General features: G+C 44.1%; 14 protein-coding genes. 6 read left to right on the top strand and 8 right to left on the bottom strand.

Annotated features, from left to right (window positions below):
* Positions 1-30: 30 nt before the first annotated feature.
* From HF312_11820 to HF312_11805, 4 genes are all read right to left on the bottom strand, one after another.
* Complete coding sequence (locus HF312_11820) at positions 31-573, bottom strand: hypothetical protein (protein ID MCU7520895.1); 543 nt, start codon at positions 571-573, stop codon at positions 31-33.
* 55 nt (positions 574-628) lie between these two features.
* On the bottom strand, positions 629-1,687 hold the full coding sequence (locus HF312_11815; GenBank protein ID MCU7520894.1) for an LD-carboxypeptidase: 1,059 nt from the start codon (positions 1,685-1,687) through the stop codon (positions 629-631).
* Between the two features lie 72 nt (positions 1,688-1,759).
* Positions 1,760-3,022: a diaminopimelate decarboxylase gene (lysA, locus tag HF312_11810; protein MCU7520893.1), complete on the bottom strand. Its 1,263-nt coding sequence runs from the start codon at positions 3,020-3,022 to the stop codon at positions 1,760-1,762.
* Between the two features lie 223 nt (positions 3,023-3,245).
* Positions 3,246-4,271 carry a hypothetical protein gene (locus HF312_11805; GenBank protein MCU7520892.1) on the bottom strand — a complete coding sequence of 342 codons (1,026 nt, stop codon included), beginning with the start codon at positions 4,269-4,271 and terminating at the stop codon, positions 3,246-3,248.
* A 433-nt stretch (positions 4,272-4,704) separates the two neighbouring features.
* Between HF312_11805 and HF312_11800 the strand changes: the two genes are divergently transcribed.
* Both HF312_11800 and HF312_11795 read left to right on the top strand, forming a co-directional pair.
* Positions 4,705-5,595: a TlpA family protein disulfide reductase gene (locus tag HF312_11800; GenBank protein ID MCU7520891.1), complete on the top strand. Its 891-nt coding sequence runs from the start codon at positions 4,705-4,707 to the stop codon at positions 5,593-5,595.
* Between the two features lie 9 nt (positions 5,596-5,604).
* Positions 5,605-6,267 (top strand): epimerase, encoded by a 663-nt coding sequence (locus HF312_11795; protein ID MCU7520890.1) that lies wholly within the window; start codon positions 5,605-5,607, stop codon positions 6,265-6,267.
* 141 nt (positions 6,268-6,408) lie between these two features.
* Here HF312_11795 and HF312_11790 read toward each other — a convergent pair whose 3' ends face one another.
* On the bottom strand, positions 6,409-8,877 hold the full coding sequence (locus HF312_11790; GenBank protein MCU7520889.1) for a HAMP domain-containing protein: 2,469 nt from the start codon (positions 8,875-8,877) through the stop codon (positions 6,409-6,411).
* Positions 8,878-8,904: 27 nt separating this feature from the next.
* Entirely contained in the window at positions 8,905-9,678 is a 774-nt protein-coding gene (locus HF312_11785; protein MCU7520888.1) for a hypothetical protein, read from the bottom strand.
* A 463-nt stretch (positions 9,679-10,141) separates the two neighbouring features.
* Between HF312_11785 and HF312_11780 the strand changes: the two genes are divergently transcribed.
* The 3 genes from HF312_11780 to HF312_11770 all read left to right on the top strand — a co-directional run bounded on the left by HF312_11780 (position 10,142) and on the right by HF312_11770 (position 14,025).
* A complete protein-coding gene (locus HF312_11780) occupies positions 10,142-10,324 on the top strand; it encodes a hypothetical protein (GenBank protein MCU7520887.1) in 183 nt (60 codons plus the stop codon).
* A gap of 364 nt (positions 10,325-10,688) precedes the next feature.
* Positions 10,689-11,489, top strand: a complete 801-nt coding sequence (locus HF312_11775) for a CPBP family intramembrane metalloprotease (protein ID MCU7520886.1) — start codon at positions 10,689-10,691, stop codon at positions 11,487-11,489.
* 181 nt (positions 11,490-11,670) lie between these two features.
* The gene (locus tag HF312_11770) at positions 11,671-14,025 is read left to right on the top strand and encodes a PAS domain S-box protein (protein MCU7520885.1); all 2,355 of its coding nucleotides are present in this window, start codon (positions 11,671-11,673) and stop codon (positions 14,023-14,025) included.
* Positions 14,026-14,124: 99 nt separating this feature from the next.
* On the opposite strand, the gene HF312_11765 is transcribed toward HF312_11770, so the two are convergent.
* The gene (locus tag HF312_11765; GenBank protein ID MCU7520884.1) at positions 14,125-15,099 is read right to left on the bottom strand and encodes a hypothetical protein; all 975 of its coding nucleotides are present in this window, start codon (positions 15,097-15,099) and stop codon (positions 14,125-14,127) included.
* An 81-nt stretch (positions 15,100-15,180) separates the two neighbouring features.
* Complete coding sequence (locus HF312_11760; GenBank protein MCU7520883.1) at positions 15,181-18,171, bottom strand: peptidase; 2,991 nt, start codon at positions 18,169-18,171, stop codon at positions 15,181-15,183.
* A gap of 288 nt (positions 18,172-18,459) precedes the next feature.
* On the opposite strand from HF312_11760, the gene HF312_11755 reads away from it, so the two are divergent.
* Positions 18,460-20,928 carry a leucine--tRNA ligase gene (locus tag HF312_11755; GenBank protein ID MCU7520882.1) on the top strand — a complete coding sequence of 823 codons (2,469 nt, stop codon included), beginning with the start codon at positions 18,460-18,462 and terminating at the stop codon, positions 20,926-20,928.
* Positions 20,929-20,938 lie beyond the last annotated feature (10 nt).

The raw sequence follows: 20,938 nt of genomic DNA, 5'->3' as shown, positions 1-20,938 counted from the left end.
GCGTAAAGAGGGGGCTTAAAGGATTAACTTTTATTGGCCCTTATAGAAGGGCGCAAGGTCTTTTAACTGTGTACCTTCAGCAGGTTCAATTGAGATCTCAAATTTAAGCGTATCGACCCTATCATCCCAGAGAATTCTTTTATAGTTAGAAGATTTTATTATCTCGCCGTTTGTTGTAATGACGCTGTCGTCCAAGGCAAGTGTGAGGAAATAAAACCCGTCTTCGAAGGAGAGTGTTTTTTCAACGTCGCTGAGCTTTTCAAATTTATAAGTGGCCTTTCCGTTAAGCCTGCCGTTATCGAGGTAAAGCTCCCTTGATATGATATCCTGCCCCTTATCCTTTCTTTCCTTCAGGAATTCACGGCTTTTGAGCATAAAGTCAAAAAGGAGTTTCTGGTCTTCCTTAAACTGCTGATCGTCACTGGCATCGCTTCTGATGTTGGTGTAGAATACCGTTGCCGTACCGCTGCCTCCCTTTGCGGGCACGATATTATAAACGATTTTGTTGCCTACAAGGCATCCGCTCAATAATAAAGGCAGCAAAAGAAACGCGGAAAGAAATAATTTTTTCATGGGAACCCCTTTCTTTTATATTTATCAACTCTATTTCAAGCGGAACAAAGGACTTTCAGACAACTGCGGGCTCAAGGAGCGTCAGGTTCTGGTTGTCGACGTCCAGTTCTGCCATAACGCCAAGAGGCAGTGTAAACTTATTAGTAATGTGACCGAAAGAAAGCCCGTAAATTACAGGTATATTCAGATTAAACAGCCGGTCCATAAGGACCTCCTGCAAAGTAAGCGACCTGGGTTCAGCCGGGGCAGATTCTTTGGCCTCACATTTTTCAAAAACGCCCAGGGCGATTCCGGCAGCCTTCTCAAATTTCCCGGCTTCAATCATCTGTGTGAGCATTCTGTCTATTCTGTACGGCTCTTCACCAATTTCTTCGAGGAAAACAATTTTCCCGTTGGTATTTATGTCATAAGGCGTACCGATCAAAGAGACCACAATAGAGAGGTTGCCGCCTGCAAGCCTGCCCTTTGCCTTGCCGCCGCGGATAGGGATAACCTGGCGGCTTTTATCGTCGGGCTTTTCGTCCCTTGCGTTCCAGAACCTGAGTGAATCAGCCGGATCCATCAGTGTATTCTTAAAATAAGATAAAGAAAATTCGTTGAAAGTAGAAATTCCAACAGGGCCGTGGAAGGTCACCATATTGGTTCTGGCTGTTATTGCATAAAGGAGCGAGGTAATATCGCTGTAGCCGCAAAGGACTTTGGGGTTATTCCTTATCATATTATAATCGAGATAAGGAAGAAGCCTTGCGCATCCGTAGCCGCCTCTTGTGCAGATAATGCCGTCGACGTCTTTTCTTGAGAACATGAGGTTCACGTCCTGAGCCCTCAGGTCATCTTTGCCGCCCAGGTAGCCGAATCTTGCCGTAACGTTATCGGTATAGACTACCTTAAAGCCCAGGTCCTCCAGGTTTTTAACGGATTCCTTCAGTTCATCTTCAGTTATATAGCTGCCCGGAGTAATAAGTCCAATAGTATCCCCTGCCTTAAGGCGGCGGGGTTTAATTACGGGAGTATCCTCAGGCTTTTTAAGGTTATCCTCCGCGAAGAGTGTATGAGGCAGCATTGAAATTGCAGATGCTGCCGAAACGGTCTTTATAAAATTTCTTCTATGCATTGTAATTAAAAAATACCCCTTAATAATAATTCACCCGTGTATTAAACAATCAGCCTTTGCCTTTACCTCTACCTATTTAATCAGCTCTTCGTCCCACAGGAGGTGCTCAAAGCTTTCGCGGCTGCGTATAACATTGAACTTGTCGCCGTCGACCAGGATTTCCGGCGGGCGTCTTCTGCCGTTATAGTTAGAAGACATTACCATTCCGTATGCGCCTGCGGTCATAACAGCCAGTTTGTCGCCCTGAGAGCATTCCTGTATAGTGCGGTTTTTGGCCAAAAAGTCGCCGCTTTCGCAGACAGGACCCACAATATCGGCCTTAATATCCCTGCGTGAAGCAAGTGTTACAGGCTGAACGTGGTGGTAAGCGCTGTATAGGCTGGGCCTTATGAGTTCAGTCATTGAGGCATCGACGATAATAAAATTCTTTTCCCTGTTTTTCTTTGTATAGAGCACTTCAGTAACAAGAATGCCGCCGTTAGCGGTAAGGAATCTGCCAGGTTCGAACATGATCTCGCAGTTGAGGTCCTTTAAGGTATCCTTAACGGAGGCTGCCAGTTCGGCCGGGGAGAATAAGTTCTCATTATTGTAGCGCACGCCCATGCCGCCGCCGACGTCGAAGTGCTGGAGTGGAACGCCCTTTGCCTTAATTTTTTTGAAAAGTTCTGCCATTTTGCCAATTGCCTCGGCATAAGGTGCGATTGTAGTAATCTGGGATCCTATATGCATATCGAGGCCTGTGAGCATGACGTTTTCCAGCTTTAAGCCTTCCAGGTAGACACTTTCGGCCTCTGAGGCATCGATACCGAATTTGTTTTCAGCAAGTCCTGTAGAAATGTACGGGTGTGTTTTAGGATCGACGTTAGGATTGATCCTTAAGGCCACATGGGCTACAGCGTTTGCCTGGCCTGCGACCTTGTTTATAAGGAGGAGTTCCTCAAAGGATTCAGCCTTAATAAGCTTAATGCCATATTCAAGCGCAAGTTTTATTTCATCCGCGGTTTTTCCCACGCCTGAGAGGATGATTTTGGAAGGATCGACTCCGATTTTCTTAGCGCGGTAGAGTTCGCCTGCCGAGTTGACGTCAATTCCGCCGCCTAAGTCGGCAAAGGTTTTAAGTACATTCAGGTTAAAGTTAGCTTTAGCGGCATAAAAGATTGAATGTTTTACGTCCTTAAAAGCCTCGTCGAAAGTCTTAAACTGGTCGACGAAATGTTTTTTGCTGTATATGTAAGCCGGTGTGCCTACTTCATCGATAATTTCCCCGACTGCCTTATGTTCGCAGTAGAGCTTGTTATTCAGGTAGTGAAAAGTACCAATTTCAAAAAAATCCATTATATCCCGATTCCTTAAAGATTTTATTTAACAGTTCATAAAATACGTAAAATACGTTCAAAGGACAAAGCGGGAGCCACAAAATCGGGCATTTTCGGAAATCTCATATAGAAAAAATCTCCGGGAAAGGAGGACAATTTCCACAAAGGAAGTCTCTCAGGGGGAAGAGGGTCAACCCGATGTAAAATTTCCAGCGCAAACCCGGAGAATAAAAAACTAATTTCTATTTAGATATAAGTCTCAATTCAGCAAACCTCAGGCGGATAGTGCTTTGTACTCCGCTGAACCATAACCTCATTATAATGGGCGCGCTGAGGGCTGGCTGCCCAATAGTATTCGTAAAGGCAGACACCGGTATTCTGACATTTACCCATCCATTCTTCCCCTTTTCGACAATAAATCTTTTATCGGCATCCAGTGAATCGAGTGGAATTTCGTATCTAAAAAAGCCATTTCGTCTGTCCAGGTTGCCGTTATTATCTATATCTTCAGTTTCCGGCACTTTTCCATTTTCTGATGAAAGCGCATTGTTTTCATTTCCGTTAAAGTGGGTATAATCAGCTGAACCGGGAGAATATGAATAATTATCCCCTGAAGGATCGGGATTTGTTAATGCATTATAGAATGGCTCCTGCTGGTCAGCGAGCCCGTCAAGGCCGGTATCTTCCCCGGGTTCAAGGAGCAGGTTACCATTTTTATCCTCCGTGCTCAGAACATAGTTTGGTATCACGTCCTCACTTATTCTCCCAAGGTCAATATAGAGCTTTGCACCTTTTGGCGCCTGCTGAACATTCATCCACACCTGGACCTGGTAAGAATTTACATCTCCCTTTAGCTCATCCTCACCTACAAGTCTCTGCAGCCCTCCCCAGCATTTTGTTGGATCAGACAGATCCGGGGTATAATTGTAAGTTCCCTTCAAGGATGGATCATATACAACATCCAGGACAAGGACATTTTCATCCCCTGAATAACCATCAGGGACCTGATTTAGAATCGTGTTCAGCAGCACATCTGAGGGCAAAATATTGTAGTAATAAGTCCTTGCTTTAAAATCCATTTTCTTGACCAAAGATAGTTCAGGCATTATTCCCTCAGGAGAGCCTGTATCGTGCCAGTTTGGATAAGCAATTCCAGTGCTTGTAAAATAATCTGGTTTTGGATTTTGGGGCTCGGTTGATTTTGAACAGCCGGAAAGGATAATAACGGAAGAAAGAGCTAAAGTCAAAAGGATGCTTAACCTGTACATTATTTTCCTCCAAGAGTTGTGAAAATGTAATAAGTACAGTAGCATTATTGCCGATAATATACCTCAAATTGGTTTTTGAAGAATTGCAAATGTAAGTTATTTCATATTTTACTTATTGTCAAGGGAGTTATTTGAAAATGGTCACAATCAGGCTACGCTTCAAAAAACCGTCCTGGAATTTACGCTTAAGTCCTCCGGAGCTCAGAATTATTTTTTCTTATGTTATTGCTACAGGCAACTAGCCTCTCCGGGGTTCTTTAATCCCTATTATGATTCTTGAATTAAGTTGACTTTGTAAGGGGCAGAAGCCATCTTTCAAACTCCCGTCAGTGCCTGTACTGATTCATCTTAACGGGAAAAGTTGTATATTCCTGCACGTTTTAATTCTGTTCTCTTTTGAAATTCAATTTATACTAACTCAAAAGGAGATCTCATGCGGCATTCTTTTTTTCTTTGCGGCTCATTTGCAGTTCTGATGATGTTACTCGTGACGTCAGGAATATTTGCTTCAACTGATTCGTTAAACATTTCATACCTGAAGACCACACCAATTAAAGTTGAAAATCTTGAAGATAAGTCGGAGAGGAATTTCCTCCTCAAAATGTCCCCAAACGGGGACTGGTACAGATTAGATGCAAACAAGTACTTTTCAGAAATGTTCATTACAGCCGATACTGCAAAAATGCAGACTACAGTTATATGCAATTTTAAGGATGGCTCTTTATACTTCAGTAAGCCAGACATGAATAAAGTCAGCGGCGGTATTTATTACTGCAGCACTGACCTGCGCACCAAAGATAATCTCTACTTAAATAATATAAACCTGGCACTTGACCTTAAGAACAAGGTCCTGTATTACAAATGGATTAATCCAACGGGAAAGAATGAGCCGTCTATTTCAGATAAGAATACGCTGCTTCCGGGATCACAGTTCCCTGACATAAAGTTCAAATCAATAGAAGGGAAAGAAGTAAAATTAAAAGACAACAGAATTAAAGTGATTAACTGGTGGGCGACCACCTGCCTTCCCTGCCGGGAGGAGATTCCGGGGCTAAATAAGCTCGTGGAAAAATACAAGGGGAAGGATATTGATTTCATAGCTATTGTTGGAGACAATGAAAAGTTAGATCAGTTTCTTAAGACAAATACATTTGCCTACGAGCAATGCTATTCGGACAAAGAAGCGGCGAAATATTTCGGGAATTCATTTCCCCGCCACGTTATAGTTGACGGCAATAATAACATCGTTTATAATGTACCCGGCGGCTGGGTTGATGAATATAAAGAATTGGAAAAGATTATTGAAAATCTGATTACAAAATAGGAAAGGTTTATGGGAATAAAAGTAATTATCACCGGCTCTACGGGCATGGTGGGGGAAGGTGTGCTCTTTGAGTGCATGGAGCATCCTGATGTAGAGAAGGTGCTGATGGTAAACCGCAGGCATTACAATTTAACTAATCCTAAAGTGCAGGAAGTGATTATTCCAGACTTCTTATCACTGGATGATTTTACAGTCTGGCTTACTGGCTATGATGCCTGCTTCTTCTGCGCCGGGATAAGTTCAAGGGGAATGAAGGAAGAAGAATATAGTCATATCACTTACGACATAACAACTCACTTTGCCAGGAAACTTTCGGAAGTTAATCATGGGATGACGTTTGTTTACGTCTCAGGCGCGTGGACGGACAGCACAGAAAAAGGAAAAGTTATGTGGGCACGTGTAAAAGGCAAAACTGAAAACGCCCTTTTGCGTATGCCGTTTAAGAGAGCATACAATTTCCGTCCCGGCTTTATGAAGCCTTTTCCGGGGCAGAAGAATATTCAAAGTATTTACAAGCCCATTCTCAGCTTGTTTCCCATATTGATTAGGCTTTTCCCGAATTTTGTTTTAACAATGCGCGAGGTGGGCCTTGCCATGATAAACAGCGTACTGAAAGGTTACCCCAAACAGATACTGGAAGTAAAGGACATCAGGGCACTGGCAAAATCTTAAGAAACGCGTGCTGAAAAAATTATAACTGACAGAAGATTGCTCGAAATATAAAGCGGCTAAAGGTAAGCCTTAGCCGCTTTACAGAGATAGGTTTTGCCGGCTGCAAAAGTTACTTTTTATTATAAGTCAACGAATGCATCCTTAATTATTATACAACAGGGCCTTAGCATGCCTGCCGTTAAATGCGGCACCATTTTTTTCCAGGCGTATTTCTTCCAACTTAAACCTTGAAACGAGCCCCTGCAGATTTACTGTAAGACGGTTTAAGTCTTCTGCAGCACGCGCAATCTGTTCTGTTCCAGCTGCAGACTGCTGTGTAACAGAAGATATGCCTTCTATATTTTTACTGATCTGTTCTGCGGCGCTGGACTGCTCCTCGCTGGCAGCTGCAACCTGCAAGACCACGTCAGTTGTCTTCCGGGCTCCGCCGAGTATTTCACCAAGCACCTCAGAGACCTCTTCTGTCAGCTTCATTCCTTCCTCCACGGCCTGTTTTGCATCATTCATTGAAGAATCGGCCTCCCTGGCTTCCAGCTGAATTGACATAATAGTATCTGCAATTTCCTTTGTAGCCTTTGTAGTACGCTCGGCAAGTTTACGCACCTCGTCGGCTACAACTGCAAAGCCGCGTCCCTGCTCGCCGGCACGCGCAGCCTCAATTGCGGCGTTTAAGGCAAGCAGGTTCGTCTGGTCTGCAATGTCGTCAATTACCTGAGTGATCTCGCCTATCTGCTCAGTTCTTTTTGAAAGTGAAGCAACTATCCTTGCAGTCTCATCTGAAGAAGAAACAATTTTACTTATGCCCTTCTTTGTTTCCTCAATCTTCTTAGCTCCTCTTTCAGCAGCCTGGCTGCCCCCCATAGAGACGCTTGAAGCTTCATTTGCATTCCTGGCTGTTTCATAGACAGTTTTAGTCATTTCTTCAATGGCTCCTGCCACCTCAGTTGCCTGCTGGCTCTGCTCCTGTGCTCCTGCTGCCATCTGCTCGGATGAAGAGGAGATTTCATTTGCAGCAGAGGCTGTGGCGTGAACGGCCTCAGATACCTCAGAAAGTGCAGTGTTGATTGAGTTGGCAAGCTGGTTAACACTGTGCTTAATTATTTGATAATCGCCCTTGTATTCGCCATTCATTCTTGCAGTTAAATCTCCAGAGGCAATTTTCTCAAGTATGTGACTGCTCTCCTGTATAGGTTTTACAATTTCCTCCAAAGTCAAATTGATTCCCTGGACAATACTTTTGTATCCTCCGCTGAACAATCCCTCATTTCCGCGCACCGAAAGAATACCCTCAGCAGCAGCAGAGGTAATCTTGTCCGTCTCGGAAAGAAGTTTTTTCAGTGTCACCGGTATTGCATTTATTGCAGGAGAAAATTCATCTTTTTCATCCTGGACCTGAATAGTGACATCCACTTCTCCCTGAGATATCTTATACATTTTATCCGATACATCTTCCAGCTGATTGGCGAAACTGTTGAGCTGTTTTCCCATAGTTCCGATCTCATCATTAGAAACAATTTCCGCCCTGTATTTTACATGTCCCTTAGAAAGTTCAGAAGTCAGGACGGTCAGTTTTTTGATTGGGTCTGTGATTTTTACAGATATATAGTAAACGATCAATGCAATGACCAGTAAGAAAAGGATTTCAATAACAATCAGCGTATTCCTTACGCTTCCGGCCCCGGCCAGGACCTCACTGATAGGGACCGTTACAATTACGCCCCATCCGGCCTTATTAACAGGCGCATAGAAAATAGCCACGTCACATTTATTTACAGGATCATATGTTTCAATATAGCCGTGATTGTTATTTCTCAGGTTGTCTCCTACTTCTTTTAAGCCGTCATAGCCGGCTTCCTGCACAAGGTCCGAGATCTTCTTCTTTCCAAGGTATTCTTTATTCCTGGATGCAAGATAAGTCCCGTTCGCGCTTACGACCTCAACGCGCCCGGTCTCCAGGACTTTCTGCTTCGAGATCTTTTTGTCCAGATAGTCGATTGAAATATCCGCCCCCGTCACGCCGTTAAATTGGCCATCCTTCATGATGGGATAGACAATTGAGGTCATCAAAACGCCGTCGTAGAGATAAGGTTCCATTATGAGTTCCCTGCCGGTAGACTTGGGGAGCTGATAATAATCTCCAGAAGCAAATGACTGGTCAGAGGATCTTTTAAGCACTACGGCTCCGCCGTTTTTATTCCAGTATGCCGTAAACCTTCCGCTCTCATTGCCCGGCATGTCGGCATTGTTTATGTATTTTGCGTCATTCCCATCAAAGGCATTCGGTTCAAAGACCGTAAACACACCGGCGAACTGTTCATTGTCGAGAAAGAATTCTTTAGTCATCTGGCTCAATTCATGCCGGTTTTTGCTCGAGTAGGTTTCGACTACCTTATTGAATGCTTTTAATCCATTATCTGCGCTTAGTATATCCGAAGTAATATCCATTGCAATTTTCTCTGTCATCTCCTGTGTGCTCTGACAGGCAACAGTTTTCTGCTTGTTATATACGATAGAAAGTATGATCAAAGACAAAACCAAGAATAACGCAAAAACACCCCCGAGTATATAAAGGAGCATCTTGCTTTTGATTGTATTTAGTTCCAGTTTCATTATTATTCCTTTGGAAATTTTCGTTTATTAAAGGCTAACCTTAAATACTAAAAAGGCTTTACTTAAATACGGGTTCACAACAAATGACGTGCTAAGAGGCAAAGAGAACTCATTTGTTATTTTCATGTCCTTTGCAACAGTTACCCCGGCATTAACAATACCGATCTTGCCGTCCTCAATACCATACAAAGAAGTTTTATCTTTTCCTTTTGCGGCACCCAGAAAAATGCTCAGGTTAGTCTCTTTAATCTTTACAGGATAGCTGGCTTCAAAATATACCGGCTTGTCCGGGTCATTATGTGCCGCATAGTCTGCAGTAAGAGTAACCGGAAATGATTCAGGTCCCGTGTATGTCAGGTTGACATTTACCCAATGGGCTCCACGGCTTTCATTGTTTTCAACTCCTTTGAAATCTGAATACCTCATGTTTTCGTACGGGTAAAAGAAGTCCACCACTCCCGGAGAAAACGTTCCGATTGAGGTAGGGATTGAATATTTCAGGACCAGGTCAATTTCTGAAAACGGGACATTCTTTCCTTCCCTCTCCTCCTGTGCTACCAGGGCATATGATCCCCAGCCGACGAGTTCAAAATTGTACGCTGATAACGCAATATAGGGCTGAATTGCTGGTGAATTTCCAAAGTCGATTGCCCTCCAGTTATAACTGCTGACAATATCAACTCCGGTACCCACGTGAATTCCTTTTGATTCTTCCTGTGAATACAGATTAGAAAAGGTTAAAGCTAAAAATAAGAAAACAGTAAACAGATATTTAGGGGCATAGCTGTAAAAGAAGTTCATTTTACCTCCAAATTAAAGAGAATCATAGTTTGAACCAATATGGCCGGAAACTGCAATATTGAATATTCAAACCAGTTTTAATTAGTTAAGGAAGAATGCTTAGAGAATCTTACGTGTGTAATAAGAAGAATTCCTGAAGTGAAAGCAGAACCTGACGTGTTTATTTCAGACTTTAAGGGAACCAGATTGAAAATTAAGTGTTTACTTAATGTTTGAAGTTCAATATATATTGTGGTTTTCTATAGGTACTTAAGATAAACTGCAGCATCAGAACCCTAAGAACAACATCAGAACAATACGCCACAGCATTTTTATCTATTTGCCCGTTGCAGGCCGGGTGGAGTGGTTAAACATATTTATAACTAAATTCAAGACAGTATTTCTAAAATTTTGATGACCAGGGATAAATACCTGGCATCTTTTTCATCGTTTCATTTGCTTTGGAGTACTTCTTTGGGAGTACATGAAAACATCTATTAAAATTATTGCTACTCCAACCAGCGTAAACGGTATAGCATATAATGCTGCCCGATCATTTAAGTTAGCCGACAAATATATTAAGCCTGAAACAATTAGAATACTTCCCAGCGCAATGAAAATACTGCTTCTGATCTTAGCCATTTTATTATTCCCGGATCTATTGTAAAATATTTATCCTTTTCCGCAGAAAAATTTGTCAGCCGACAGCTAAACATTCTAACTTTTATTGATTAGATAGTAAAATATACCCATAAAATTAATTAATTCAAAGGTCAGCCCAAACAGGCTCCGGGAGCAAAAGGCATCAGGTCGCTGGTAAAGGAATAAAACATATTCGGCTTTATGGGGAAATGCAGTTCAGGAAACTGCTCCTTTTGAAGTGACTTTGCATCTGAGTTTCCTAATGATTGACTCTGGGAAGAAAATATTTTAATTTTCTTTTCAATCTTTGCCAGCATTGCCTCATTTATGGCAGATTAGTGTAAATATCATCAGCCCGGATATTCATACCCACAAAAACAGAGGTCTGTATGGAAGCTGCTGAACCGGTTAAAGGAGATAATTTCGACCCCAGGCTTTTTAGCCTTCTGCTCGTACTGAATATTATTGCGGCACTGCTTGCAATTCCTTATGGCAACATTCTTTCCGGCAGGCCTGCAATTGATCCGAATAGGCTGGTTTATGTCGTTCCCCTACAGATTATACTGACATTATTCATATATACAATTGTAATATCCATAGGCATTAACCTCTCAGAGAGATATGGATATGATGAGCCGGTATTCAAATCATTTCTTTATAAAAAGGACTACCCTGAGAATATCAAACAAATTCTCTCTTACAGTTTTCTTGCGGGCATCAGTGTCGGCATTTTTCTTATGGTTCTTTCATTTATCTGGACATTCCTTTTCCCCGTCCCTTCAGTAAAGCATATGAATACTCCGGGTCCTCTTTATGGTGTTATGATCTCAATTTCCGCAGGGATATCGGAAGAGACTTTGTTCAGGTTCTTTCTGCTGCAGGTTTTTATCTGGCTTGGAATGTTTCTTATTAAAGGCGAATATGTGAAATCAGCCAGGCTGTTATTCTGGACGGCCAATCTCCTCAGCGGAGTTATTTTCGGCATTGCTCATATTTCCAATTTAGCAGTTATAGGTGCAGAAATAAACTTTTCAACCATCATATTTACCATCACACTTAATTTAATTGCCGGAATGTCTTTTGGTTATCTGTTTTTCAGATACGGCCTGTTAAGCGCAATGATTGCACACTTTTCGACTGATATAATTCTGCATGTAATAGGGCCATCGCTTATGCAGGTATTTCACTAAGACGCGGAAAATTCCGCCCTCAGAAAAAAGCCTCATACATATTGCTCAGCTTTTCATTTTTGCCGGCTTATCTGCGCCGTAATTCTGTACATTTTCCGCGCCATTGAACTTGATAAAAATTAGCTTTAACTTTTTACCATCCGCTGTTATGATCAGAAATTTTCAAAGGAACAGATTTAATATGAAAAATACGGAAAGAGTTTCCCTTCAGTCCGGGGAGAGCTTTAGTGTTTTATTTAATAAAATGACACAGGGAGCAATCTTCCACGCTGCTGATGGAAGAATAATTTCTGCCAATCCTGCCGCTTTGGAAATTCTGGGCCTTACTGAAGAGCAGATCTATGGGCGCACATCGCTCGATCCGGCGTGGGAAACAATACATGAGGACGGGTCCGTCTTTCCGGGAAACACTCATCCGGCTATGACCGCATTGAAAGAAAACAGAAAGGTAAGCAATGTAATAATGGGAGTCAGGAATCCTGCCGAGAAAAACTACCGATGGATCAGAATTACGGCAGAGCCTTTGCATCATAATACCGAGGAGATGCCCTTCCAGGTCTTCGTTGCCTTTGATGACATTACAGAACAGAAGAAGTATGCAGATGAACTGGCCCGTATTAATGCAGAGCTCGGGCAGTCGAATGATAATATGCGCCAGGAGATCACCTCGCAGAAAGAAACCGAAACCCAGCTGCGGACAATACTGGACAACCTCCCGATAGGGATATGGCAGACCGACTCTACCGGGGCGATCATATACGGCAACCCCGTAGCCAGATCTATCTGGCAGGGAGCCCGCTACGTTGGAGTTGATGATTACGCTGAATACAATGCCTGGTGGAAGGAAACCGGAGAAAAGCTCAAGCCTGAGGACTGGGCGGCCTACCGGGCGCTTAGGAGCGGTAAAACAATAATTAATGACAAATTAACTATCCAGTGCTTCGACGGCTCATTCAAGACTATACTGAATTCAGCTGTTCCTGTTCGTGATGAAGACAATAACTTACTCGGGACAATTATCGTAAATCAGGACATAACAGAGTTCAGCAGGAAAGATGATATTCTTCTGGAGCAGGCAGGAAATATCCAAAGGAATCAGCAGCTTTTGAAGCTTTTTATTGAACACAGCCCGGCGGCAATTGCAATGCTGGACCATGACATGAACTACATAATAGCCAGCAAGCGATACTTGGCTGATTATAAACTGGAAGAGCAGGACCTCACTGGGCGGAACCATTATGAAATCTTCCCTGAAATACCCGATCGCTGGAAAGAGATCCATAAAAGGTGCATGAGCGGAGTCATTGAAAAATGCGAAGCGGACCCGTTCCCAAGGCTCGACGGACATACAGACTGGGTGAGATGGGAGATCCGCCCCTGGTATGAGCTTCCCGGCCAGGTAGGCGGCTTAATTATTTTTTCAGAGGTAATAACAGAGCGCGTTCGCGCCATGGAAGAATTGAAGCGGGCAAAGGAAGAGGCTGAAATTTACGAGGAAAGCTACAGGCAGCTGGCAGACGCCATGCCGCAGATAGTGTGGACGGCAGACAATGAAGGGAATATTAATTATACAAACAAACAGTGGAATATCTATTCAGGATTAGGTAGTGAAGACGCCTTAAACTGGGAATGGATTAATAACGTGCACCCTGCCGATAAGGAAAATATAACTACGGTCTGGTCGGAATCTCTGCAGGCAAAATCCACTTACGAGACCTCCAGCCGCATCAGGCGGCACGACGGAGAATACCGCTGGTTTTTGATAAGAGCAATCCCACAGCTGGATGAGAAGGGGGAAGTTGTCAAATGGCTTGGCACCTGCACAGATATTCATGAACAAAAGGTTCTTGAGCATGAACTTGAAGTATCGAATAAGGAGCTTGAGCAGTTTGCATACGTTGCCTCTCACGACCTTCAGGAACCCTTAAGAATGGTTTCCAGCTTCACAAGCCTTTTGTCTTCCAGATATAAGGACCGCCTGGATGGCGATGCACAGGAATTTATGGACTATATTATTGACGGCGCAAGGAGAATGCGCCAGCTGATCAGCGACCTGCTTACCTTTTCACGTGTAGCTACAAGAGGCGAAGCTTTCATTCTGACTAATATGAACGCCATTGTAGAAGACGCAATACGGAACCTTCAGTATGCAATTGAAGAAAGCGGTGCTTCCATAATATTTAAGGACCTCCCGGAAATCAAGGCAGACCCAATTCAAATGCGGCAGCTTTTTCTTAACCTCATTTCAAACTCCATTAAGTTCAGGGGGAAAGAAAAGCCGGTAATTGATATTACGGTACGCCGCAAAGGCAGCGAATGGGTCTTCTGTGTTAAGGATAACGGGATCGGAATAGAGCCGGAATATTTCGACAAGGTTTTTCTGATTTTTCAGAGACTGCAGCACGACCGCGATAAATATCCCGGCACAGGGATCGGCCTGGCCTTATGCAAAAAAATTGTTGAACGGCATGGGGGCAGGATATGGATTGACCCGGAGCCTGTCCACGGCACTTCAGTCTGCTTTACAATTCCATAGCCCCGCCGGGCTGCGCCCGGGGGCTATCAATCCTCCTGCGGAGGACCGCTGGCCGCGGCATATAGTAGACTTTTTGAGCTACACAAATATAAATATTTTTTACCTGAACATTGCGGCGGTGCGGCAGGCGTCTAATGGATATTTTCCTACGGCGGTTTCGTCGGATAATACTATTCCAGAGTAGCCTTTCTGAAGGGCTTCGTAAATGCAGGTTATTTCTGAACGCGTGGGCTCTGGGTGATGTGCCATGTGCTCCAGTACCTGCCCTGCTAATATTACCGGGCGCGGAATGTCTTTAACAATATTTGAAAAATCAGCCGCAGCCTCTGCCATTTTCCTTAAGCCCAGTTCGGCACCCAGGTCCCCGCGGCACAGCCAGAGTTCATTGCAGTAATCCTTTATCTTTATTGCATCCCGGAGCGCCTCTCCCCTTTCCAGCTTTGCAATAATATATGCGCCTTCACCAATAAGCCCGCGGTAGCGCTTCATTTCTTCGGCATCCCTGAGGTAAGAAACCGCATACCTTACATTTTTATATTTGGATGTATTTTTAATAATCTCTTCATCTTTTTTCTTTAGGCTTTCACTCCTGTAACCTGTAGATGAAAACGTTATCCCTTTTCTTGATGAAACAGGGCCCCCTTTTGTAACGCGCGCTCTTATTAAATGATCGTTTACCGATTCAACAGTCAATACCACTTTTGCATCATTAAGCACAATCTCTTTTCCTGAAGTTTGTGCTGCCTTAAGGAAATCCCCATGGGGAACGGGAAGGACATTACGGGAATCAGTTTTTTCAGAAAGTGTCAGTTCTACGGCTTCACCATCTTTTAATTCATACGGCCTAATTGTTCCTATGCGCCACTTGCTCCCCTGAAGATCGAGCACAACGGGTACATCAAGGTTTTCTTTTGAACAAAACTCTGAAACTCTTTTTAACAACACTTCGGTTTCTTCAATTTCCATATGCGAGGTGTTAAGGCGGAAGGATGTAGCTCCCAGCGAAATCATATTACGCCATGTGTCTTCACTTTGTGAAGCGGGGCCAAGCGTAGCTATTATGTTATACTGCATTGCTGTCCAAAGTTAATTTATAAAAGTGCCCTGAAGGTTTTTACGCCTTCAGGGCCGGTAGTAAGTAAATACCTATAATAATTACTGGTGATTAATGTTTTCGAGGCTTCCGAAAAGATCCTTCTGCGACTTCAGCTTTTCTTCGTTTCCATATACGCAGTAGGTCTTCTTTGCAACCACGTCTGAGACCAGTTTCTTCATTTCACGAATGTCCTGAACCGTTGTGGAAAGAACCTCATCGCGCTCTTTCTGCAGGTCCTCAGGCTTTGTTTTTTCAAGGAAATATTTAACCGCAATACTGCCTCTTTGCGAAGGTGTATAAGGCATATCCATTCTTGCAACTGTGCCTATGATAAAGCGTGTCATTTCCTTTTCGTCGGCCTGAAACTTTTCAAGATATTCCGGAGTTCCCATGTAATTGTCCAAAGTTTCCTTCAGGTTCGGGTCGCGGTATGAAGCCAGGAGAACTCCGCCCTCGGGAGAGAAGTTTGAGTATCCGCCGTAGGCGCCGCCGATAACTCTCAAGCGTTTGTGCAGATAATCTGTTGAAAGTATCTGATCGAGGACCCTCATCTTTCCGCTCCATGAGTAGCCGAGCTGCCTGAAGTCGTAGCCCTGCAGAACGAACTGTACTTTTGAGGGTGAAAGGAATCCCTCGTTCTTCTTATCCATTTTGAAAGACCAGGTTTTGTACTGGCTTTTTCCTTCGGGGAGTTTCTTTGTGAACTCTTCAATTTTGCCTGCAGTTTTTTCGTAGTCTTCCCTGGCACCAGTTACAGTTACAATCATATTGTCTTTTGTAAAAAGGAGCGCCGCCGTTTTAGCCAGATTGTCACTGATCTCTTTGGATCTGGCGTCGAAATTCTTAGCGAGGTCTGAAATGAACCAGTAGTAATCAAAGCCTCCTGTAGCCTCCTTGAATTTTCCGGCATTAGTGAAATATGCCTGCAGGCGCTTAAGCGCAAAGCCCCGTCCGTCTTCTTTCACCTGGGACTCGAGGCGCGACTGGTAGCGGACTATTATATCCTTCAGGCGGTCAAGGTCCTGATAGCGAGTATGGTTTACAATTTCAGAGGCCAGTTCAAAGAGCTTGTCAGTCTTGCTGTTCATGGCTTTAGAGTCCAGTACAAATTTCGGCATCATCTTGTTGTCATCCCTGTCCTCAAGGAAAGTTGAGAGATAGCTTCTGAAGCCGCCGGTATGGATGTTTAGTGCCTGATCCAGATCGCCGTAAGAATAGTTATCGGTGTTCTGGCTTCCAAGGACTTCTGTTAACAATGCCGCATAAGGAACAAGCTCTGTAGGCAGCACGCGGGCGTCAAACAAAAATCTTATGTATTCAACCTGGTTTGAAAACTCCTCGCGGCTTAAGACAGTGACGCCTGCAACTTTCTTTTCCTCCAGCGAATAGAATTCAGCCTTGGGGTTTATGTCCTTTCTTTCAAGCATCGGTATAGTTGCCAGGGCCTCGGGCGTATCCTCTCTTTTCTGGTAAGCAATCAGGTCCTTTGTCTCCTTAACAAGGGCATCTATCTTTTCGGGTGAAAGTGACTTTTTATATTCAGCCAGTTCACCGTTCATCTTTGCAATGTTCTCTTTTTCAAGTCCCGGCTTGGGTTCAAGAGTAAGAAGAAGCGAGTGAGGGTTATCAATTAAATCTTTCTGGATTATGTTTTCAAGATACCTGCTTGTAAGGGCTGTTTTAACCTGAGCCAATGGCTTTTCATATTCCAGTGTTAAGAAGGGGTCGTCGGCAAAGAACCAGCCGGGAAGGGCCTGGAAGCCGTAGGTTAAACCTTTCTGAGCGTCGTCGCCTTCGCGCAGCTGGAATTCAATGCGGTTCAAGGTGCCTTCAACGGCCTTTTTGTCCAGACCTTTTTCAGCTGCTTCCTTCAGAGCCTGCATTACAACCTCACGGAATTTGTCCTTATCAGAAGGGTTGGCATTCTGAACAACAATCTGGAAGACGTTCTGCTGAATGTCGTCGACAGCAGCGTATACATCTTTTCCAATTCCCGCCTTCTGAAGCGCAAGGCGCACAGGAGCAGCTTCCTGGTTTACAAGCACGTCAGTTAAAACGTTCAAAGACATAACAAGCGCCTGGTCGGAATTAAGCCCTGCAACAAAGCTAAGCGAAAGGAAAGTCTGACCTTCCGGCTTGTCGTTTTCACCGATTGAATACCAGGCTGTTTTTTCCTTCATCTTGTCGAAAGGCTTCTGCAGGGGTATCTGCGGGCGTCCGCCTGACTTCTCAAACTTTGTAAGGTATTCCGAATCAATAAGCGCAAGCTCCTTATCCAGGTCGGCATCGCCGTAAAGAACTATGTGGCTGTTGACGGGATGGTAGTAAGTCTTATGGAAATTAAGGAAATCCTCGTAGGTAAGTTTAGGTATTGCCGTGGGGTAACCGCCCGAGGAGAACCTGTAGCCGTTATCGGGAAAAAGGATTTTATTTATCTCATAGTCAAGTTCGCGCTGGGGGCTTGAGTAAGCGCCCTTCATTTCGTTATACACTACGCCTTTATAGACGACAGGGGCATCCTTATTTTCCAGTTCATAATGCCACCCTTCCTGCTTAAGAATTCTGGGATCGTTATAGATGAGGGGGTTAAAAACCGCATCAAGATAGATCCTCATGAGGTTAAAGTAGTCCTTGTCGTTCATGCTGGCAAAAGGATAAAACGTCCTGTCGCTTCCTGTAAAAGCGTTAAGGAATGTTTTAAGTGAGCCTTTGGACAGGACGTCGAAGGGGCTTTTAACGGGATAATTTTTTGATCCGTTAAGGACCGAGTGTTCTATGATGTGCGGCGTTCCGCAATCTGAATTGGGCACGGTCTTAAAGCCCACGCCGAAAGTCTTATTCGGATCGCCTGCTGCAATCTTAAGGAGCCTTGCACCCGATTTAACGTGTTCAAAGTAAAGGCATTCGGCGTTTACTTCCTTTACAAAACGTTTTTCCAGGAGTTTGAAACCGTGATAGGTTTCTCCTTTTTTGAATCCGGCGTAAAGGGCTGAGCTTACTACAGCCATAAACACCAGCAATAGAGGTAATAAGAGCTGTGTTGATTTCATTGAAGTTGACCTCCTTGTATATTTGAAGAATACATAGTTTAGCATTAATGCTAAAAATAAGCTAAAATTCCGACCGCTGCCATAAAAGGCGGAAATAATTCTGCCGCGCCTAAAAAGCAGCGGTTTAGTATACATTTGACGATCCAAAACGGAATTTTCCCCATCTTATGGGGATTTTTTTGTTATTTATATATCTATAATTATGTCAAACTCCCCCTTTGCCTTGATAAACCGCTCCTTTTTCGATAATTTTAATTTTATTTTTTCACAAAATATATACACACAGCTATGAGATACCCTTTTTCTGAAGTTGAAAAGAAATGGCAGTCTTATTGGGAAGAGAATAAGATATATAAAACCAACCTTTCTAAAAAAGAAAGCAAGCTTTATTGCCTCGTAATGTTTATTTACCCTTCGGGTGCAAAACTGCACTGCGGACACTGGTATAACTACGGACCGACGGATTCGTGGGCAAGATACAAAAAACTTAAAGGCTTTAACGTCTTCGAGCCTATAGGCTACGACGCCTTCGGACTACCGGCTGAGAACTACGCCATTAAGACGGGAATTCACCCATACGACAGCACGATGAAAAATATTGAAGACATACGCGTGCAGCTTAAAAATATGGGTAACATGTACGACTGGGATTCGGAACTGATGACCTGCGTACCGGAATACTACAAGTGGAACCAGTGGCTTTTTATACAGCTTTATAAAAAGGGGCTGGCTTACAGGAAAAACGCGCCCGTTAACTGGTGCCCCAGCTGCCAGACCGTGCTTGCAAACGAGCAGGTGCTTTCAGACGGAACCTGCGAACGCTGCGGAACTACAGTCATTCACAAAAACCTTACACAGTGGTTCTTTAAGATCACCGAGTATGCCGAGGAGCTCTTGTCAGGCCTGGAGAAAATAAACTGGCCAGAGAAAACAAAGCTCATGCAGCGCAACTGGATCGGTAAAAGCACGGGTACGGAAGTGAAATTCAGGATTGAAGGCCATGAAGATGAAATTACGGTTTTCACCACACGCCCCGACACGCTTTTCGGCGTAACTTACGTCGTTCTGGCTCCTGAGCAGCCATTGGTGCAGAAACTGACCAGGCCTGAATATAAGGAACAGGTTGCTGCTTACCTTGACTCTGTTAAGTCGCTTTCTGAGATCGACAGGACTTCAACCACAAAAGAAAAAACAGGCGTCCCCACTGGCTCATACGCAATTAACCCTGTAAACGGTGAGAAGATACCGATCTGGGTGGCAGATTACGTACTTGCTACCTACGGAACGGGATGCGTTATGGCAGTTCCGGGCCACGATGAGCGCGATTTTGAATTTGCACATAAGTATAGCCTCCCCATCCGCAAGGTTGTGCTTCAGCCGGGCACAGGTGAGGCTGATCCCTTAAATGAAGCCTATACCGAAGTGGGACAGCTCATTAACTCAGGCGCTTTTTCAGGCACGCCTTCAGACAAGGCAATTGAGGGCATAACGGACTTCCTCGAAAAAGAAGGCAACGGAAAAAGAAAAACCAACTACAGGTTAAGAGACTGGTTAATCTCGCGCCAGAGGTACTGGGGAACACCAATACCCGTAATACACTGCGAGAAGTGCGGCGAGGTTTTAGTTGAAGAAAAAGACCTTCCGGTTGAACTTCCATATAACGTGGAATTCTCAACCTCAGGAAAGTCGCCCCTTACAACAAACAAGGAATTCATGAACGTCACCTGCCCCAAATGCGGGGGCCAGGCACAGAGGGATCCCGACACAATGGATACATTTGTCGATTCAAGCTGGTATTATTTCAGATACCTCGATCCTCACGAAAAAGGAAATATGTTCAATAAGAAGCTTGCAGACGACTGGACACCGGTGGACATGTACGTGGGCGGAGCCGAGCACGCAACGATGCACCTTTTGTACGCAAGATTCATACACAAGTTCTTAAGGGACCTTGGAATGGCGCACAGCGACGAGCCATTTTCAAACCTTATTCATCAGGGCACCATTACAAACCAGGGCGCCAAGATGTCCAAGTCCAAAGGCAACGTCGTTAACCCCGATGTATTTATAAGCAAGTATGGAAGCGACGTCTTCCGTCTTTACCTGATGTTCATGGGCCCATACGAGGCAGGCGGCGACTGGAGCGATTCGGGTATCGTTGGAGTGGACAGGTTTGTTCAGAGGTCCTACGACATTTTCCAGAAGTTTGAAAACGTCGTAATAAACAGCCCCGCTCCCGACAAGTTCAGCGTTCAGACGCTTTCGGAAGAGGAAAAGAGCGTTTACAGAAAGATCAATCAGACCATAGTTAAATACGACGAAGAGATTAATAATTTCCGTTTCAATACTGCCGTTGCGGCATTGATGGAACTTGTAAACGAGCTTGCGAAAAACCTGGAGAAGTGCAGGCCCAATCTTCAGAGCTATGTGCTTGAGCGCTTTGCATGCCTCATTGCTCCTGTTGCGCCTCACATGGGGGAAGAGTGCTGGGAGATGATCGGCAAAAAAGGCTCCATCTTCGAGCAGGCCAACTGGTACTCGCCCGATCCAGACGCACTTACTGTAGACAGGGTAACCGTTGCAGTACAGGTAAACGGAAAGCTGAGGGCAACGCTTGAAGTCCCTGCTGAAAACGACCAGGCGTCGGTTAAGGCTCTAGTATTCTCGGCCGACGGGGTTAAAAAGCACATAGACGGAAAGACCATAGTTAAAGAAATCTACGTGAAGAATAAAATTTATAATATTGTAGTAAAATAACAGAAGGCAA

This window comes from Ignavibacteria bacterium (assembly GCA_025612375.1).
In the GTDB taxonomy this organism is placed as follows: domain Bacteria; phylum Bacteroidota; class Ignavibacteria; order Ignavibacteriales; family SURF-24; genus JAAXKN01.
Note: the sequence above shows the minus strand (reverse complement) of the source record. Positions and strands in the feature narration are given on the sequence as shown.